Annotated in this window: 13 protein-coding genes; 7 read left to right on the forward strand and 6 right to left on the reverse strand. The window is 73.0% G+C overall.

Annotated features, from left to right (window positions below; translation table 11 throughout):
- Positions 1-65 precede the first annotated feature (65 nt).
- Entirely contained in the window at positions 66-1,310 is a 1,245-nt protein-coding gene (gene glgC, locus K8W59_RS03130; RefSeq protein ID WP_223397300.1) for a glucose-1-phosphate adenylyltransferase, read from the forward strand.
- Between the two features lie 27 nt (positions 1,311-1,337).
- A complete protein-coding gene (locus K8W59_RS03135) occupies positions 1,338-1,931 on the forward strand; it encodes a mismatch-specific DNA-glycosylase (RefSeq protein WP_223397301.1) in 594 nt (197 codons plus the stop codon).
- Here the strand turns inward: K8W59_RS03135 and K8W59_RS03140 are convergent.
- Together K8W59_RS03140 and K8W59_RS03145 are read right to left on the reverse strand one after the other, a co-directional pair.
- Positions 1,924-3,177 carry a phosphodiester glycosidase family protein gene (locus tag K8W59_RS03140; protein WP_223397302.1) on the reverse strand — a complete coding sequence of 418 codons (1,254 nt, stop codon included), beginning with the start codon at positions 3,175-3,177 and terminating at the stop codon, positions 1,924-1,926. The two genes, K8W59_RS03135 and K8W59_RS03140, sit on opposite strands and share 8 nt — an antisense overlap.
- Positions 3,178-3,197: 20 nt before the next feature.
- Complete coding sequence (locus tag K8W59_RS03145) at positions 3,198-4,739, reverse strand: alpha/beta fold hydrolase (RefSeq protein WP_223397303.1); 1,542 nt, start codon at positions 4,737-4,739, stop codon at positions 3,198-3,200.
- A gap of 73 nt (positions 4,740-4,812) precedes the next feature.
- On the opposite strand from K8W59_RS03145, the gene K8W59_RS03150 reads away from it, so the two are divergent.
- Both K8W59_RS03150 and K8W59_RS03155 read left to right on the forward strand, forming a co-directional pair.
- Entirely contained in the window at positions 4,813-5,940 is a 1,128-nt protein-coding gene (locus tag K8W59_RS03150; protein ID WP_223397304.1) for a site-specific DNA-methyltransferase, read from the forward strand.
- Positions 5,941-5,993: 53 nt separating this feature from the next.
- Complete coding sequence (locus K8W59_RS03155) at positions 5,994-7,079, forward strand: FUSC family protein (RefSeq protein ID WP_223397305.1); 1,086 nt, start codon at positions 5,994-5,996, stop codon at positions 7,077-7,079.
- Positions 7,080-7,085: 6 nt separating this feature from the next.
- Here the strand turns inward: K8W59_RS03155 and K8W59_RS03160 are convergent, their stop codons facing one another.
- Positions 7,086-8,213: a glutamate--cysteine ligase gene (locus K8W59_RS03160; RefSeq protein WP_223397306.1), complete on the reverse strand. Its 1,128-nt coding sequence runs from the start codon at positions 8,211-8,213 to the stop codon at positions 7,086-7,088.
- Positions 8,214-8,279: 66 nt separating this feature from the next.
- On the opposite strand from K8W59_RS03160, the gene K8W59_RS03165 reads away from it, so the two are divergent.
- Positions 8,280-9,632, forward strand: a complete 1,353-nt coding sequence (locus K8W59_RS03165; protein ID WP_223397307.1) for a threonine/serine exporter family protein — start codon at positions 8,280-8,282, stop codon at positions 9,630-9,632.
- Here the strand turns inward: K8W59_RS03165 and K8W59_RS03170 are convergent.
- From K8W59_RS03170 to K8W59_RS03180, 3 genes are read right to left on the reverse strand one after another with little or no spacing between them, the layout of a single operon-like run.
- Positions 9,600-10,124, reverse strand: a complete 525-nt coding sequence (locus K8W59_RS03170; RefSeq protein ID WP_223397308.1) for a DUF402 domain-containing protein — start codon at positions 10,122-10,124, stop codon at positions 9,600-9,602. The two genes, K8W59_RS03165 and K8W59_RS03170, sit on opposite strands and share 33 nt — an antisense overlap.
- 19 nt (positions 10,125-10,143) lie before the next feature.
- Positions 10,144-11,022, reverse strand: a complete 879-nt coding sequence (locus K8W59_RS03175; RefSeq protein WP_223397309.1) for an SDR family NAD(P)-dependent oxidoreductase — start codon at positions 11,020-11,022, stop codon at positions 10,144-10,146.
- A complete protein-coding gene (locus K8W59_RS03180) occupies positions 11,019-12,539 on the reverse strand; it encodes a flavin-containing monooxygenase (RefSeq protein WP_223397310.1) in 1,521 nt (506 codons plus the stop codon). The genes K8W59_RS03175 and K8W59_RS03180 overlap by 4 nt, the downstream gene beginning before the upstream one ends.
- A gap of 49 nt (positions 12,540-12,588) precedes the next feature.
- Between K8W59_RS03180 and K8W59_RS03185 the strand changes: the two genes are divergently transcribed.
- Both K8W59_RS03185 and hrpA read left to right on the forward strand, forming a co-directional pair.
- Positions 12,589-13,197, forward strand: coding sequence for a TetR/AcrR family transcriptional regulator (locus tag K8W59_RS03185; protein WP_223397311.1), 609 nt, complete (start codon positions 12,589-12,591; stop codon positions 13,195-13,197).
- A gap of 132 nt (positions 13,198-13,329) precedes the next feature.
- Positions 13,330-17,214, forward strand: coding sequence for an ATP-dependent RNA helicase HrpA (gene hrpA / locus K8W59_RS03190; protein ID WP_223397312.1), 3,885 nt, complete (start codon positions 13,330-13,332; stop codon positions 17,212-17,214).
- The last annotated feature ends 71 nt before the right edge of the window (positions 17,215-17,285 follow it).

Consider the following 17,285-nt stretch of genomic DNA (forward strand, 5'->3'; position numbering starts at 1 on the left):
TACTCGGATCGCCGTTCCGCGGACAGGTCTCGACACGACCGCCCCGGGGAAGGGAAGGTGGCCCCATGCCCCCGTCCCGGAAGAAGGTCCTGGCCATCGTCCTCGCCGGCGGTGAGGGCAAGCGGCTGATGCCCCTGACCGCCGACCGCGCGAAGCCGGCGGTGCCGTTCGGCGGCATCTACCGGCTGATCGACTACGCGCTCTCCAACGTGGTCAACTCCGGCTACCTGCAGGTGGTCGTGCTGACGCAGTACAAGTCGCACTCGCTGGACCGGCACATCACCCAGACCTGGGACATGTCGACGATGCTCGGCAACTACGTCGCCCCGATCCCGGCGCAGCAGCGGGTCGGGAAGCGGTGGTACCTCGGCTCCGCCGATGCGATCTTCCAGTCGCTGAACCTGATCCGGGACGAGAAGCCGGACATCGTCGTGGTCGTGGGGGCCGACCACGTCTATCGGATGGACTTCTCCCAGATGGTCGAGCAGCACATCGAGTCCGGCGCCCGCTGCTCGGTCGCCGCGATCCGCCAGCCGCTCGCCTCCGCCGACCAGTTCGGCGTCATCGACGTCGACGCCGAGGACCCGCAGCGGATCCGGGAGTTCCTGGAGAAGCCCACCGACGCCCGCGGGCTGCCGGACTCGCCCGAGGAGATCCTCGCCTCGATGGGCAACTACGTCTTCGACGCCGACGCCCTGGTCGAGGCGGTGACCGCGGACGCCGAGCTCGAGGGCTCCAAGCACGACATGGGCGGCGACATCGTGCCCGCCTTCGTCTCCCGCGGGGAAGCGGCGGTCTACGACTTCAAGGACAACGAGGTGCCGGGCGCGACCGAGCGCGACCGGGACTACTGGCGCGACGTCGGGACGCTGCAGTCCTACTACGAGGCGCAGATGGACATCGTCGCGCCCGTGCCGGTGTTCAACCTCTACAACTTCGACTGGCCCATCTACACCTCCTACGGCCCCCAGCCGCCGGCCAAGATCAGCCGCGGCGCCGACGACCAGTTCGTCGTCGCCGAGAGCTGCGTCCTCGCCCCGGGTGTGGTGGTGAGCGGCGGCCGGGTGCAGCGGTCGGTGCTCTCGCCGGAGGTCCGGGTGCGCACCGGCGCGGAGGTGTCGGACTCGGTGCTGATGCACGGCGTCCGGGTGGAGCGCGGGGCCGTCGTACGCAACGCCATCCTGGACAAGGGCGTCGTCGTCCCGGCGAACGCCCGGGTCGGCGTCGACCCGGCGGAGGACGAGGCCCGCGGGTTCGTCGTGCAGGACGGCCTCACGGTGCTCGGCAAGGAGCAGCCCTTCCCGGTGTGAGTCGCCGGGCCGGTAGCGTGCGGCCCCGTGCCCCGCTTCACCCGCGCCGAGCTCGAGTCCTTCCGGGACGCCGAGGTACCCGACCTGCTGCCCGGGCCCGGCGGCCCGCCGCTGCGGCTGCTCTTCGTCGGGATCAACCCGGGGCTGTGGACCGCGGCCACCCAGACGCACTTCGCCCACCCGGTGAACCGGTTCTACCCCGCGCTGCTGCGGGCCGGGATCATCACCGAGCCGGTGGACCCCAGCGCCGGGATGACCGAGGCGGAGCGCGACCACCTGCGGGCGCGCGGGGTGGGCATCACCAACCTGGTACGGCGCGCCACCGCGAAGGCGTCCGAGCTCACCCGCGCCGAGTTGCGGGCCGGGGGCGAGCAGCTGGTTCGCACGGTCGCCGAGCAGCGCCCGGCGGTGGTGGCCGTCGCCGGGATCACGGCCTACCGCACCGCGTTCGGCCGCCCTAAGGCGATGCCCGGGCGGCAGCCGGAGGACCTGGCGGGGGCCGAGCTGTGGGTGGTGCCGAACCCGTCGGGCCTGAACGCGCACGAGACGGTGCAGAGCCTGGCGGAGGCGTACGCCGCCCCGGCGCGCGCCGCGGGGATCGAGCTGGCGCCGGTCAGCTGAGCGGCTTGGCGAAGACGGCCAGCCCGTTCGGGACCGGGCGCGGCCGGCCGTCCGACGGCGCGTTGAGCACCCGGGTCTCGCCGGTCGTGCGCCGCTCGACCATCGTGGTCGAGCCGCCGCCGTCCAGGTTGATCGCGTCCTCGGCGCCCTGCTGGCGCAGCAGCCGGGCCAGGCCGACCATGGTGGTGCCGGCGCTGGACTCCGAGCGGCCGTCCACGGCGACCAGCAGGACGCGGTTGGTGTCCCGGTCGATGCCGATCGCGGTCCGCGGGTGGAGCGCGCCGTCGTCGCTGACGGTGAGCGCGCCGCCGCGGAGCAGCTGGTCGCTGCCGCTGACCGCCATCCGCACCGGGCCGTTGCTGAGCTTCCACCGCAGTCCGACGCGCGAGCCGACCTTGAGCCGGGAGAGGCGGTCGGCGCCCCGGCCCCGGCCGATGAAGACCCGGCCGGTGATGTCCACGCCCTTGGACAGGCGGGTCCGGTTGGAGCGGACGATCCCGCCCCGCACCACGACCTCCCGAACGCGCCGGGTTCGGCCGTCGGTCACCCGGGCACCGAGGGTGGTGCCCCAGTCGGGGGTGTAGACGCCGATCTGGTCGGGGAAGACGGTGGGGGAGTTGTAGTGGGCGATCTGCCAGGTCGGCCGCTGCGGGATCGAGGCGACCAGCCTCTGCTCGCCGATCTGGGGTACCCCGGAACCGTCGATCCAGAACGAGGTGGTCCAGATGTATTGCCGGGCGCCCAGCAGATTGCGCTCCAGGTCGCGGCTGTTACCGAGCGGTGCGCCGGTGTCGCGGATGTCGAAGAAGTCGCCGTTGACCCCGGCGACGACGCCCCGCTCGCGATTCATCAGCCACGGGACGGTCCGCCGCTGGCGGATGCTGTTCGGGTCCGAGAGCAGGTCCAGCCGCACCCCGGCGGTGCTGAGGCTCGCCTCGACCAGGTGCACCCGGTAGGGGTCGCGGGCCGGGTCGTCCTGCTGGGTCCACGCGCGGTAGCGCACGCCCTGCGCCATTGCCCGCGAGGTCTGGTTGTAGACCCGGGGAGCCACCACCCGCGCGAGCACCCGCGGCGGCGCGATCTCGCCCGGCACCCGGTCGGAGGTCTGGAAGGGGATGCGCTCACCCGCCGGCGGTCCGCTCCGGTCCTCGGCCCCGGCGCCCGGGGTCACGCCGAGGGCGAGGGAGCCGGCGAGCGCACCGGACAGCAGGACCGCGGTGAGGGAGTGGGGGCGCATGTGACTCATGTGGCTCAGGGTAGGTCAGCTCAGCCGCCGACGCGGGGGAGATGCAGAACTGTGCTGTCGATGGTGATCACCCCCGGCGTGCGGCTGCTCATCCCCGCGAAGGTGTCCGAGACGGGGCTCACCAGCAGGTAGAGCCGCTGCCCGCGCGGGACGTTCACCGCCACCGACGGCAGCGCGACCCGGCGGCGTACTCCCTGGACCGGGGTCCGCTCGCGCAGCGGCAGCACGTTGTTCTGCACCAGCCTTGCATCGGCCGGGGAGGTGCCGACCGCCAACCCGTAGAACGCCCGGCTGTCCAGGCCGAGGGCCGTCACGTCGCCGGTGAGGTACGGCGTGCCCGCCACCCGCAGCGGCCCGGCCGCGACGGGGTAGGCGAGCGGCGCCCCGGCCGCGGTGGTGGAGGCGACCTGCCCCAGCCGGTAGGTGGAGTTCGCGCGCACCGAGTCCACGCTGGTGCAGGACCCGGACGGCGTGGCCAGGTGGTAGCGGCCGTAGCCGCGCAGGTCGCGGTCGCGGCCCTTGAGCCGCTCGTCCATGAACCGTACGGCGAGCTGCTCGAAGTCGCCGCCGGCCAGCCGCCGGCTGCACGGGTCGGAGGTCGCCTCGACCCCACGGGGCAGCAGCGCGGGGAGCACGTGGCCGCCGTTGTAGCCGACGAAGATGCTGCGCTGTCGCGCGCTCGGGGTGAGGGCGCGCTGCCAGGTCGCCAGCCCCTGCTGGAGCGGGAAGAGGGTGTCGGTGGTGCCCTGGCCCATCAGCACCGGGATGTCCAGCCGGTCGCCGTGCCGGACGTGCCACTTCGGTCCGTTGCGTGCGAAGAACGGGTCCAGGTCCTCCGTGCCGGGGACCGACCCGTCCGGCCAGGTGCCGGTGGCCGAGCCCTCGACCAGCGCCTTGTAGACGGTGGGCGGCAGGGCGTCGGTCGGCACCGACGACGCGCTGAGAGCGAGCGCCCACTCGGTGCGCACGACCTCCTGCGGCGCGAGCGACTCCTTGAGGTCGAACCAGGTGATCTCCGGCGCCAGCGCGTCGAGGACGGGCTTGCCGCGGGTGTCGATGCTCGAGAACGCGGCGAGGTACTGGTAGCCGCCGCCGTAGGAGCCCCCGATCGCGCCCATCCGCGGGTCGCCGGGGGCGTCCTTGCGGACCCAGCCGCGCTCGGCGACGTATCGCATCAGCCGCTGCACGTCCTGGCCCTCGACCCGCGGGTTCTCGACGTAGGCGCGCCCGCCGCTCTCGCCGAAGCCGCGCTGGTCGAAGGAGAGCACGCCGTACCCCGCCGACAGCCAGCGGTCGAAGGCCGCCGGGTCGGTGGTGCGGGACCCGCCCCAGCCGTGGCTGTGCATGATCATCGGCACCCTGCGATCGGCCGTCGCCCCCGCGGGGCGGAAGAGCGTGAAGCAGATCGGCACGGCAGTCTGCGAGCCCGGGTCCGGCACGCTGCTCAGGCAGCGGTTGGTGACCGAGACGCCGGTCGTCGCGGTGGCCGGCGCGGTCGCGGACGGGACGGTGACCAGGGCGGCGGTCACGGCGGTGACGGCGCTGAGGGCGAGACGCTTCATGGTGGTCCTTTCCGAGGAACCTCAACCGCGCAGCGACGGAAAGGTCACGCTCGCGCGGGCTAGCCTGCCCAATATGCACCCACAGAACCGGTTCGTCGAGGGCGACAACCTCCCGGTGCTGCAGGGGCTGCCGGACGCCTCCTTCGACGTGGTCTACCTGGACCCGCCGTACAACACCGGCTCGCCCCTGGCCTATCGCGACCGGCGCAGCCACGAGGAGTGGGTGGCGTTCCTCAGGCCCCGCCTGGAGGAGGTACGGCGGGTGCTGGCGCCGACCGGTGCCGTGTTCGTCAGCATCGACGACCACGAGCAGCCCCGGCTGCGGCTCCTGCTCGACGAGGTCTTCGGCGAGGACACCTTCCTCGCGCAGATCACGGTCAACCTCAACCCCAAGGGCCGCCAGCTCGGCGGGGGCTTCGCCACCTCCCACGAGTACCTCCTCGTGCACGCCCGGGACCGGGCCGCATGCGTGCTGGACGCCTCCACGGCCGACGCCGTCGACCCGCGGGACTTCCCGCACACCGCCGAGGACGGCCGGCGGTTCCGGCTGCTGCCGCTGCGCAACACCAACAAGCGGTTCAACCCGCGCACCGCCCGGACGCTCCACTACCCGCTGTGGGGCGACCCCGCCACCGGCCGGGTCGCGGTCGAGGAGTTCGCGGGCGCCCAGGAGGTGTGGCCGGTCTTCGGCGACGGGCGGCCCGCGGTCTGGCGCTGGTCCGCGCCGCTGGTCGCCTCCCGGCCCGACGACCTGGTGTGCCGGGTCGTGCGGGGGACGCGCGGCGACCGGGTGGACGTCTCCCAACGGGACTGGCTGCACCCGGGCCGGCGGAAGAAGCTGACCACCGTCTGGCTGGCCGAGGAGGTCGGATCCACCGACACCGCGGTCGCCGAGCTGAAGGCGCTGGTCGGGCCCGCCTTCGAGTCGCCGAAGCCGACCGGGCTGCTGCGCCGGATCCTGGCCACCATGCCCGACGACGCCCGCGTGCTGGACCCCTTCGCGGGCTCCGGGACGACCGGGCACGCCGTGGCCGCGGCCAACGCCGAGGACGGCGGGCGCCGTACCTGCCTGTCGATCCAGATAGCCGAGCCGACCCGCCCCGGCACGCACGCGCACGCGGCCGGGTTCGCCACGGTGGCCGACCTGACCCGCGCCCGGCTCCGGGCCGCCGACCCCGGCGTGGCTCTGGCACGATTCTGACCATGTCGGACGCCGCGGACCGTGCGAACCGGCCCGACCGTGCGCTCGAGCGCATGTTGGACCGTGCCGTGCGCCGCAGTCGCACCTCCGTCGGGACCCGCGTGGCCCGGCTGCGGTCCAAGGGCTACCAGATCGCGCAGTGCGCCCTGGCCGCCGGACTCGCCTGGTTCATCGCCAAGGACCTGCTCGGCCACCCCACCCCGTTCTTCGCCCCGATCGCAGCCGTGGTGAGCCTCGGGACGTCCTACGGCCAGCGGCTGCGCCGGGTCGCCGAGGTGACCCTCGGGGTGGCCATCGGCGTGCTCATCGGGGACCTGCTCGTCGTGTGGATCGGCTCCGGCTGGTGGCAGCTGGTCCTCATCGTGGTGCTGGCGATGTCCATCGCCTTCCTCCTCGACGGCGGGCAGCTGTTCACCATGCAGGCCGCGGTGCAGTCGATCGTCGTGTCCACCCTGGTGCCCGACCCCGGCGCCGCACTCACGCGGTGGACCGACGCGCTCGTGGGCGGCGCGGTCGCCCTGCTGGCGGCGACCCTGGTGCCGGCGGCCCCGCTGCGCCGACCGCGCGAGCAGGCGGCGCAGGTGACCCGCAAGATCGCCGAGCTGCTGCGCGCCTCGGCGGACGTGATGGACTCCGGCGAGGTGGAGCCCGCGCTGGAGCTGCTGGCGGACGCTCGGGCCACCGACTACCTCATCCGCGAGCTGCAGTCGGCCTCGGAGGAGGGGCTCTCGGTGGTCGCGTCCTCGCCGTTCCGGATCCACCACCGCAAGGACCAGCGGCGGATGGCCGACCTGGTCGACCCGCTGGACCGGGCGTTGCGCAGCACCCGCGTGCTGGTCCGCAACACCGCCGTGTCGGCGTACCGCCGCCGCCCGGTGCCGCGCGGCTATGCCGTGCTCACCCGGGACCTGGCCGACGCGGTGGACCTGGTCGCCGACGAGCTCGCGGCCAACCGCCGCCCGACCGACGCCGAGCCGGCCCTGCTGGTCGTCGCCCAGGGCACCGGGCACCTCGAGCGCAGCGACGCCCTGTCGGTCGAGGTGCTGCTCGCCCAGCTGCGCTCGATCATCGCCGACCTGCTGCTGCTCACCGGGATGGACCCGCTCGAGGCGTCCGACGCGCTGCCGCCGACGCGATGAGCCGGCTCACAGGCCGGCGCGCAGCTCCTCGGTGACGCTGTCCACGACGGCCACCAGGTCCCCGCCGGTGCGCGAGGCCACCGCGCGCTGGCGCTGGTAGGACGCCCCGCGCGCCGGGATGTCCATCACGGCCGACAGCTCGTCGGCGCAGCCGAGCTCCTTGGCGAGCGGCATCAGCCGGTCCACCCGCTCGGCGAGGTCCTCGGTCACCAGCCGCTCGTCCCCGTCGGCGGTGGTGATGACGATGGCGTCCAGGCCGTAGCGGGCCGCGCGCCACTTGTTCTCCTGGACGTGCCACGGCGGCATCGGCCGCAGCGGCTCGCCCTCGGCGACCCGCCGGTCGAGGTCCACGACCAGGCACTGCACCAGCGCGGTGAGCGCGGCCAGCTCGCCGATGTCGGAGACGCCGTCGCAGACCCGGTGCTCCACCGTGCCGAGCTTCGGCGCGGGCCGGATGTCCCAGCGGATGTCGGAGAGCCCCTCGATCACCCCGGTGTGCAGCTGGTCGGCGACGCAGGACTCGTACTCCGCCCACGTGTCGAAGGTGAACGGCAGGCCCGCGGTCGGCAGCTGCTGGAACATCAGCGCCCGGTTGGAGGCGTATCCGGTGTCGGTGCCGGCCCACACCGGCGAGGACGCCGAGAGCGCCTGCAGGTGCGGGAAGGTGTCGAGCAACGAGGCGATCACCGGCATCACCCGGTCCCGCTCGGGCATCCCGACGTGCACGTGCACGCCCCAGATGAGCATCTGCCGGCCCCACCACTGGGTGCGGTTGATCAGCTCCTCGTAGCGCTCGCCCTCGGTGACCTGCTGGCTGGTCCACCGGGCGAAGGGGTGGGTCCCGGCGCCGAAGAGGTCGGTGCCGAGCCCCTCCGCGGCGGGGAGTACGACGTCCAGGCTGCGACGCAGGTCGTCCATCGCCTCCTCGACCGTGCCGCAAATGCCGGTCACCACCTCCACGGTGTTGCGCAGCAGCTCCCGGTGCAGGCGCTCGGGATCCTCCAGCCGGGGGGCCGCCTCCGCGATCAGCTCCGAGGCGCGGCTCACAAGGTCGCGCGAGCCCCGGTCGACCAGGGCGAACTCCCACTCCACCCCGATCGTGGGGGCAGGCGAGGGCCGGAAGTCCAGGCGCATGGGACCAGCGTAGGGATGCCGGGACCGGCGTACCTCCCCCCTTGAGTTGGTGGGACGATACGCGCTGTGGAGGAGGAGCGACGGCTCACGCAGATCGCGGACCTGTGCGTTCGGATCGGTGAGGTGCTGATGGCGTCCGGCGCGGGAGCGTCGGACGTGACCGCGACGATGCAGGCCGTCGCCTGGGCGATGGGTCAGAACGACCCGGAGATCGACGTCACCTTCACCTCGTTGTCGGTGAGCCTGGATCGCGCGGGGGAGCAGGCGCCGGTGATGGTGCTGCGCCTGGTCAAGCACCGGGCGCTGGACTACGAGGTGCTGACCCGGGTCGACCGGCTCACCCGCGACATCGTCGGCGGGCACGTGGACCTCGACGCGGCCCGCAAGCAGATGAACCAGATCGTCTCCGCCCCGCACACCCTGCCCCGCTGGGCGGTCACGCTCGCCCACGGCGTCATGTGCGCCGCCGTCGCGGTCTACCTCGGCGGCGGCATCGCGGTGACCCTCGGCGCGCTGGTCGCGGCGATGGTCATCGACCGGCTGCAGCAGCGGCTGACCGCGCAGCGGCTGCCGGTGTTCTACCTCCAGGTCGCCGGGGGCCTGGTCGCGACCCTGCTGGCGCTCGGGCTGCACGCGCTGGTGCCGAACACCGACTCCTCCCTGGTCGTCACCGCGAACATCATGATGCTGCTGGCCGGCATCGGCTTCATGGGTGCGCTGCAGGACGCGCTGATGGGCTTCTACCTCACCGCCTCAGCGCGGCTGCTGGAGGCGATGCTCTCCACCGGCGGCATCATCGCCGGGGTCAGCGGCGGCCTGGCGCTGGGCCGGATGGCCGGGATGGACCTCGGGATCCTGGAGCCCGGCCGGATCGACCTGGCCAGCCTGCCGACGGTGGTCCTCGGCGGCGCGATCTCGGCGGCGGCCTTCGCCGTGGCGTCGCGGGCGCCCTGGCGCAGCTGGTTCCCGATCGCGGTGGTGGCCGGGGTGGGCTCGGTGATCTTCCAGGTCATCGACGCCAGCAGCATGGGTCGCACGTGGGCGGCCGGCACCGCCGCGTTCTTCGTCGGCCTGGTCGCCTTCGGCGTCTCGGGCCGCTTCAAGGTGCCGCCGCTGGTGGTGGCCGTCGCGGCGGTCGTGCCGTTCCTGCCCGGCCTGTCGATCTACCGCGGCCTGTCGCTGCTGGCCACCGGCCTCGCCGGCACCGTGACCGGGCTGCTCGCCATGGTCACGGCGGTGTCGGTGGCGGTGGCCCTCGCGGCAGGCGTGCTGCTCGGGGAGTACGTCGCCCAGCCGGTCAAGCGCGAGGCCCGCCGGCTGGAGAACCGGCTCGCCGGCCCGCGGATGGTGGGCGTCTCCCGGGTGCGCCGGCGGCGCCCGCGCGGCTCAACGGCGGGCCAGGACGGCGAGCCGGCCTAGCCAGCGGGCGGCCGTCGTGTCGTCGTACGGCGCCTCCCGGCGCTCCATCGCCGCGCGCACGCCCGCGCACGCCTCCTCGGCGCTGCGCACCACGTCGGCGGGGTAGGCGTAGGTCACCCGGTGCTCGGCGAACTCGTCCTCGTCGTCGACATAGACCCGGCCGTCCGCGCTGAGCCGGACGACGTCCAGGTCCAGGTCGATCGCGCCGGCCCGGTCGCCCTCGATCGTGGCCGGGGTGGTGATGTCGACGTAGGTGTCGCACCAGATGCCCGGCGCCTGGAAGGTCGCCACCCACCAGCCCTCGCGCGGGAAGAGGGTCACCGAGTCCACCTCGGAGTCGAAGGCCATCCCCGGCCGGGCGTGCGGTGTGCCGGCCGGGATGCCCAGCCAGGTGCCGTGCTCGTCCTCGCCGAGGAGGCGGCCGTCGAACTCCCAGTGCGGGCGCTCGCCCCACTTGGTCATCGCCACGTGGATGCGGCTGCCGGGCCTCATGCCCGCAGCGTAGACGGGCTCAGGCCTGCGCGCTCTCGGCCTCCACCCGCTCGGCCGATTCGCGCTTGGCCGGCAGCAGGCCGCTGCGGGTCGCCCCCATCGCGATCACGTCCTGGTAGCGCGAGCCCAGCAGCTTGCCGACGTGGTGGATCGCGTGCGCGTCCATGCCGACCAGCACCCGGGCGCGGTTCTTGAGGATCCCGTTGACGATGATCTCCGCGGCCTTCTCCGGGGTCATTCGGGCCAGCTTCTCGTCGAACGTCTTGGCCGTCGCCTCCGCGGACTCGTTGGACGAGACCCGGGCGTTGCGGGCGATCGCGGTCTTGATGCCGCCGGGGTGGACGACGGTCATCCCGACCGGGTGGCCGGCGATCAGCAGCTCCTCGCGGATCGCCTCGGACATCCCGCGGACGGCGTACTTGCTGGCGTTGTACATCGACTGGCCCGGCATCGAGACCAGCCCGAAGAGCGAGGAGACGTTGACGATGTGGCCCTCGCCGGAGGCGATCAGGTGCGGCAGGAACTCGTGGGTGCCGTGCACGACGCCCCAGAAGTTGATGCCGATGATCCAGTCCATGTCCTCGTAGGTGAGGTCGCCGAACTCGCCGGAGAGCGCGACGCCGGCGTTGTTGACCACGACGTTGACCACGCCGAAGTGGTCGGACACCTCGGTGGCGTACGCCGCCATGGCGTCGCGGTCGGCGACGTCGAGCCGGGCGGTGTGCACCTCGGCCGGCGATCCCGTGGTGACCAGCCGCGCCGTCTCGGCCAGCCCGGCCTCGTCGACGTCGGAGAGCGCGAGCCGCGCGCCCCGGGCGGCCAGGTTGAGCGCGAGCGCGCGCCCGATGCCCGACCCGGCGCCGGTGATGACGACGACCTTCCCGTCCAGAGACCTCATGCTGACACCGCTTCCTTCTCGTCGTTGGTGGGCTGGGCGACCGCCGCCTCCACGTCGTAGGCCGGCAGGTCGAAGCGCTGCAGCAGACGACGGAAGGTGAAGGTGGTGCGCGGCCACAGGGTGGTGTTGCGTCCGTGGGAGTCGAGGTACCAGCTCGAGCAGCCGCCGGTGTTCCACACCGTGGTGGTCATCCGCTGCTGGAGGTCGTCGTTCCACGCCTCCTGCGCGGCGCGGGTCGGCTCGACCGCGCCGAAGCGGTGGGCCCGCATGGTGCGGATCGCGTCGACGATGTAGGCGACCTGGGACTCGATCATGAAGACCATCGAGGAGTGGGCCAGGCCCACGTTGGGGCCGACGATCTGGAAGAGGTTGGGGAAGCCGTGCACCGTGGTGCCCTTGTAGGCGCTCATTCCGCCCTCGGCCCACACCTCGGCCAGGCTGCGGCCGTCGCGGCCGCGCACGTGCTCGGCGATCGGCTGCTCGGTGGTGTGGAAGCCGGTCGCGACGATGAGGACGTCGATCGGCCGCTCGGTGCCGTCGGCGGTGACGACCCCCGTCGGGGTGATCCGGGCGATCGGGTCGGTGACCAGGTCGACGTGCTCCCGGGCGAGCGCGGGGTAGTAGGTGTTGGAGATCAGGATCCGCTTGCAGCCGATCTCGAAGGTCGGGGTGACCTTGCGCCGGAGCTCGGGGTCGCTGATCCCGCGGCGGATGTTGATCAGCGCGGCCTGCTTGGCCGGTGCCGCCAGCCGCGGCCGCCAGGTGAAGGCGGGGACGTAGGTCTCCCGGCCCCAGTAGATCGCCGTACGGTAGAGCCGCTGCACCGCCGGGGAGAGCTTGAAGAGGCGCTTCTCCAGACCGGTGTAGCGCCGGTCGTTGCGGGGGATGACGTAGGGCGCCGTGCGCTGGTAGACGTCGAGGTGCGCGACCTGCTTGGCGATCTCGGGGACGATCTGGATCGACGAGGCGCCGGTGCCGATGACCGCGACCCGCTTGCCGGTCAGGTCGACGTCGTGGTTCCACCGCGCGGAGTGGAAGATCTCGCCGGCGAAGTCGTCGATGCCCTCGATGTCGGGCAGCCGCGGCTCGGAGAGCCCGCCGGAGCCGGTGATCAGCGTCTCGCTCTCGATCTCCCCGCGGGAGGTCGTGACCCGCCAGCGCTGCGCGGCGGCGTCGTACGTCGCGTCCTGCACCTCGGTGTCGAAGACGAAGCGGTCCAGCACCCCGGACTCCTCGGCGACCCGGCGCAGGTAGGCCTGGATCTCCGGCTGCGGGGAGAACGACATCGACCAGTCCGGGTTGGGCGCGAAGGAGAAGGAGTAGAGCTGCGAGGGCACGTCGCAGGCGGCGCCGGGGTAGGTGTTGTCCCGCCAGGTGCCGCCGACCTCGGTGCCCTTCTCGATGACGACGAAGTCGTGCTCGCCGGCCTCGGCCAGCTTGATCGCCGTACCGAGGCCGGCGAAGCCCGCGCCGACGATCACGTGCTGCGTGGCGGGAGGGAGGGTGGTGGACGTCATGCGGTGACGGTATTGGCGCTATTGAACAAGTGTCAATAGAGTGGGTGGGGTGAGCGCGCCCACATCCGCCGCCGGCGGCCGGACCCGGTTGAGCCCCGAGCAGCGTCGCGAGCAGCTCCTCGACCTGGGGGTGCAGCTGCTCGCCACCCGGTCGCTGGAGGAGCTGACCATCGACCTGATCTGCGCCGAGGCGGGGATCTCGCGGGGGCTGCTCTACCACTACTTCGGCTCCAAGCAGGGCTTCCATCGCGCGGTCGTGCAGCGCGCCGCCGACGACCTCTACGAGCAGACGGCGCCCCCGGAGGAGGGGGACCCGCTGGAGCGGCTGCTCGCCTCGCTGACGGCGTACGTCGACTATGTGGCGGCCAACTACGAGGGCTATCGCTCGCTGGTGCAGGGCGCCGCGAGCGGGCCGGGCGACCTGCGGGAGATCTACGAGACCACCCGGCACCGGCTCTCCGAGCGGGTCTTCACCGCGGACGCGCAGAGCGAGATCATGCCCGACACCGCCGGTGCCCGGCTGGTCGTGCGCGGCTGGGCACTGCTGGTGGAGGAGATGACCCTGCGCTGGGCCGAGGACCCGCACGGCCTGACCCGCGACGAGCTGCTCGCCGTCCTCGGGGGCGCGCTGCCCGCCCTGGTCGACCAGCTCCCCTGATCTGTAAAGCGGTGTTACGAAATGTAAAGCCGTGTTACGGCAGCCTGTGCGGCGTCCGGCCACCGCAGGAGTGACCCGAACACCGCTTTACATTTCGCGGTGCTGGAGCGGGTGCCGGAGAATGGGGCCGCTGTGAAGATCTCCTACCCACCCGAGCTGCCGGTCAGCGCGCGCCGTGACGACATCGCCGCGGCGATCCGCGACCACCAGGTCGTCATCGTCGCCGGCGAGACCGGGTCGGGGAAGACCACCCAGCTGCCCAAGATCGCGCTCGAGCTGGGCCGCGGCCGCCAGGGCCTGATCGGGCACACCCAGCCGCGGAGGATCGCCGCCCGGTCGGTGGCGGAGCGGATCGGCGAGGAGCTCGGCACCGGCCTGGGCGAGGACAGCCCGGTCGGCTACCAGGTCCGGTTCAACGACCGCACCTCCCGCCGTACCCAGCTCAAGCTGATGACCGACGGCATCCTGCTCGCCGAGCTCCAACGGGACCGGGAGCTGCGGAAGTACGACACGATCATCATCGACGAGGCGCACGAGCGCAGCCTCAACATCGACTTCCTCCTCGGCTACCTCAAGCGGCTGCTGCCGCGGCGCCCGGACCTGAAGCTGATCATCACCTCCGCGACCATCGACCCCGAGCGGTTCGCCGCGCACTTCGCCGACGCGCAGGGGCGACCGGCGCCGATCATCGAGGTGTCGGGGCGCACCTACCCCGTCGAGATCCGCTACCGCCCGCTGATGGAGCTGCCCGAGGACGACGAGGACGGCGAGCCCATCGTCCGCGACCAGACCGAGGCCGTGGTCGAGGCGGTCAAGGAGCTCGCGACCGAGGGGCCGGGCGACGTACTCGTGTTCCTCCCCGGCGAGCGGGAGATCCGGGACACCGCCGATGCGTTGTACGCCGGACTCGGGCTGGACCGCGACGGCGGCCGACCGCCCGGACTGGCCGGCCATGTGGAGGTGCTCCCGCTGTTCAGCCGGCTCTCCGCCGCCGAGCAGCACCGGATCTTCAGCGGGCACCCCGGCCGGCGGATCGTGCTGGCCACCAACGTCGCGGAGACGTCGCTGACCGTGCCGGGCATCCGGTACGTCGTGGACTCCGGCGTCGCCCGGATCAGCCGCTACTCCGCGCGGACGAAGGTGCAGCGGCTGCCGATCGAGCCGATCAGCCAGGCCTCGGCCCAGCAGCGATCGGGGCGCTCGGGGCGGCTGGAGGCGGGCATCGCGATCCGTCTCTACTCCGAGGAGGACTTCGAGGGGCGCCCGGAGTTCACCGACCCGGAGATCCTGCGGACGAACCTGGCGAGCGTCATCCTGCAGATGGCCTCACTGGGGTTGGGGCAGATCGCCGACTTCCCGTTCGTCGAGCCGCCGGACCGTCGCCACGTCACCGCTGGCGTCCAGCTGCTCGAGGAGCTCGGGGCGCTCGCGCCCGGGCCCCGGCTGACCAGGCTCGGCCGGCGGCTGGCCCGGCTGCCGATCGACCCGCGGCTGGGCCGGATGATCCTGGAGGCCGAGCGGCTCGGCTGCGTCCGCGAGGTGCTGGTGATCGTGGCCGCGCTCTCGGTGCAGGACCCGCGCGAGCGGCCGGCCGAGGAGCAGGCGCAGGCCGACCAGGCGCACGCCCGCTTCCGGCACGAGACCTCCGACTTCCTCACCTGGCTGAACCTGTGGGACTACCTGCGCGCCCAGCAGCGCGAGCTCTCCTCGAGCGCGTTCCGCCGGATGTGCAAGCGGGAGCACCTCAACTACCTGCGCGTGCGGGAGTGGCAGGAGCTGGAGTCGCAGCTGCGGCAGGTCTGCAAGGAGATGAAGATCGACCTGGGCAAGCCGGCGGGACGTCATACGGAACGGGGAAGCGGTTCCCCGGAGCGTATGACGTCCGGCGCGGCCCGCGACGAGGACGGCATCCACCAGGCGCTGCTGTCGGGGCTGCTCAGCCAGATCGGCGCGCTGGAGGAGCGGGAGAAGCCCCGACCGGGCGCGCGAGGGAAGGAGCGGCGACCGGGTCCGCGGGAGTACCTCGGCGCCCGCGGCACCCACTTCGCGATCTTCCCCGGCAGCGGGCTCAAGGGCCGCAACCCGCAGTTCCTCATGGCCGGCGAGCTGGTCGAGACCGGCCGCCTCTGGGCCCGGCAGAACGCCGCGATCAAGCCCGAGTGGGCCGAGCGGCTGGGGAGCCACCTGGTGAAGCGGCAGCACTCCGAGCCGCACTGGAGCCGGCGGCGCGCGGCGGTGATGGCGCAGGAGAAGGTCACGCTGTACGGCGTACCGCTGGTCGCCGACCGACGGGTCAACTACGGCCGCATCGACCCGGTGCTCGCGCGCGAGCTGTTCATCCGGCATGCACTGGTCTACGGCGAGTGGGACACCCGCGCCCGCTTCTTCCACCGCAACCGGCGGCTGCTGGAGGAGGCCGAGGAGCTCGAGCACCGCGCCCGGCGTCGCGACCTGGTGGTCGACGAGCACACGCTGTTCGACTTCTACGACGCCCGGATCCCCGCCGAGGTGGTGAGCGGCGCGCACTTCGACCGGTGGTGGAAGCAGGAGCGGCAGGCCCACCCGGACCTGCTCACCTTCGACCCGGCGATGCTCACCCACGAGCAGGCCGACCAGGTGCGGCAGGACGACTTCCCGACCCGGTGGACCGTGGGCGACGGGCTGGACTTCTCCATCGGCTACCACTTCGAGCCGGGCGCCGCCGACGACGGCCTGACCATCGATCTGCCGGTCGCCACGCTCAACCAGGTCGACGCGGGCGACTTCTCCTGGAACGTGCCCGGCCTGCGCCAGGAGCTGGTCACCGCGCTGATCCGCAGCCTGCCCAAGCAGCTGCGCACCAGCTTCGTCCCCGCGCCGGACAAGGCGCGCGAGTTCCTGGCGGCGACCCCGGCGGGGGAGGAGCCGCTGCTGGACGCGCTGGAGCGGTGGGCGCTGGCGACCACAGGCGTGGTCATCCCGCGGGAGGCGTGGGACTGGTCCAGGGTCGAGCCGCACCTGCGCCCGACCTTCCGGGTCATGGGCGAGAACGGCCGCGAGGCCGCGCGGGGCAAGGACCTGGACGCGCTCAAGGCGCCGCTGCGCCCCGCGGTCGAGGAGGCGGTCGCCGACGCCGCGGCCGCCGACGGGGCGACCCGCACGGGGGAGACCCGGTGGGTCTTCGGCACCGTCGCCGAGTCGTTCAGCACCCGCCGCGCCGGCCAGGTGGTCTCCGCCTACCCCGCGCTGGTCGACGAGGGCACCACGGTCGGGCTGCGGGTCTTCGGCTCGCGACGCGAGGCGGACGCCCGGCACCGGGCCGGGGTGGTCCGGCTCCTGCTCCTGGGCCTGGCGCCCGAGGTCGAGCGCACGGTGACCGGCATCGTCGCCGGCCTGGGGAACGCCGAGAAGCTGGCGCTCGCGGGGTCGCCGTACTCCTGGGTCGGCGGGCTGCTCGCCGACGCCGCCCGGGCCCTCGTGGTCGACGCCGTGGACGCGGCGCCGCCCGTGCGCACCGAGGAGGAGTACGACGCCCTCCTGGCCGGCCTGCGTCGTTCGCTGCCCACCGACCTGCCGGCCCTGGTGCCGACGCTGACCGCGGTGCTGGCGGCGTGGCGCGAGGCCGACCGGGCGCTCTCGGGGCGCGCGGACATGCAGACCCTCACCTCGCTGACCGACATGCAGGCGCACCTGAGCCGGCTGGTCTACGACGGGTTCGTCGGGGACGCGGGCGCGGCCCGGCTGCGGCGGGTGCCGGCGTACCTCTCCGCGCTGCAGGAGCGCCGGCGCCGGATGGCCGAGGACGCCCAGGGCATCGCCCGGGACCGGCAGCTGATGGCCCAGATCGCCGATCTGCAGGACGGATACCTGCACCAGGTCGCCGCTCTGCCGCCCGGGCGGCCGGTGGGGCGGGAGCTGGCCGACGTGGGCTGGCTGGTCGAGGAGTACCGGATCCAGCTGTGGGCCCAGCAGCTCGGCACGCAGGGCAAGGTCAGCGACCAGCGGATCCGCAAGGCGCTGGCCGCCGCGACCGGGTGAGAGGTGTGCCGGACCGGGAGCGCCTCACGGCGCGTGGCCGCTCGTAGCGGCTGATGTTGGGACCCGGGGCT

It is taken from the genome of Nocardioides rotundus, from assembly GCF_019931675.1.
Taxonomy (GTDB): Bacteria; Actinomycetota; Actinomycetes; order Propionibacteriales; family Nocardioidaceae; genus Nocardioides; species Nocardioides rotundus.

Excerpts from the sequence above, each read along its gene's own strand:
- glgC (WP_223397300.1), top strand. The coding sequence starts at position 66 with ATGCCCCCGTCCCGGAAGAAGGTCCTGGCCATCGTCCTCGCCGGCGGT.
- K8W59_RS03140 (WP_223397302.1), bottom strand. The coding sequence starts at position 3,177 with ATGAGTCACATGCGCCCCCACTCCCTCACCGCGGTCCTGCTGTCCGGT.
- K8W59_RS03145 (WP_223397303.1), bottom strand. The coding sequence starts at position 4,739 with ATGAAGCGTCTCGCCCTCAGCGCCGTCACCGCCGTGACCGCCGCCCTG.
- K8W59_RS03150 (WP_223397304.1), top strand. The coding sequence starts at position 4,813 with ATGCACCCACAGAACCGGTTCGTCGAGGGCGACAACCTCCCGGTGCTG.
- K8W59_RS03155 (WP_223397305.1), top strand. The coding sequence starts at position 5,994 with ATGTTGGACCGTGCCGTGCGCCGCAGTCGCACCTCCGTCGGGACCCGC.
- K8W59_RS03160 (WP_223397306.1), bottom strand. The coding sequence starts at position 8,213 with ATGCGCCTGGACTTCCGGCCCTCGCCTGCCCCCACGATCGGGGTGGAG.
- K8W59_RS03170 (WP_223397308.1), bottom strand. The coding sequence starts at position 10,124 with ATGAGGCCCGGCAGCCGCATCCACGTGGCGATGACCAAGTGGGGCGAG.
- K8W59_RS03175 (WP_223397309.1), bottom strand. The coding sequence starts at position 11,022 with ATGAGGTCTCTGGACGGGAAGGTCGTCGTCATCACCGGCGCCGGGTCG.
- K8W59_RS03180 (WP_223397310.1), bottom strand. The coding sequence starts at position 12,539 with ATGACGTCCACCACCCTCCCTCCCGCCACGCAGCACGTGATCGTCGGC.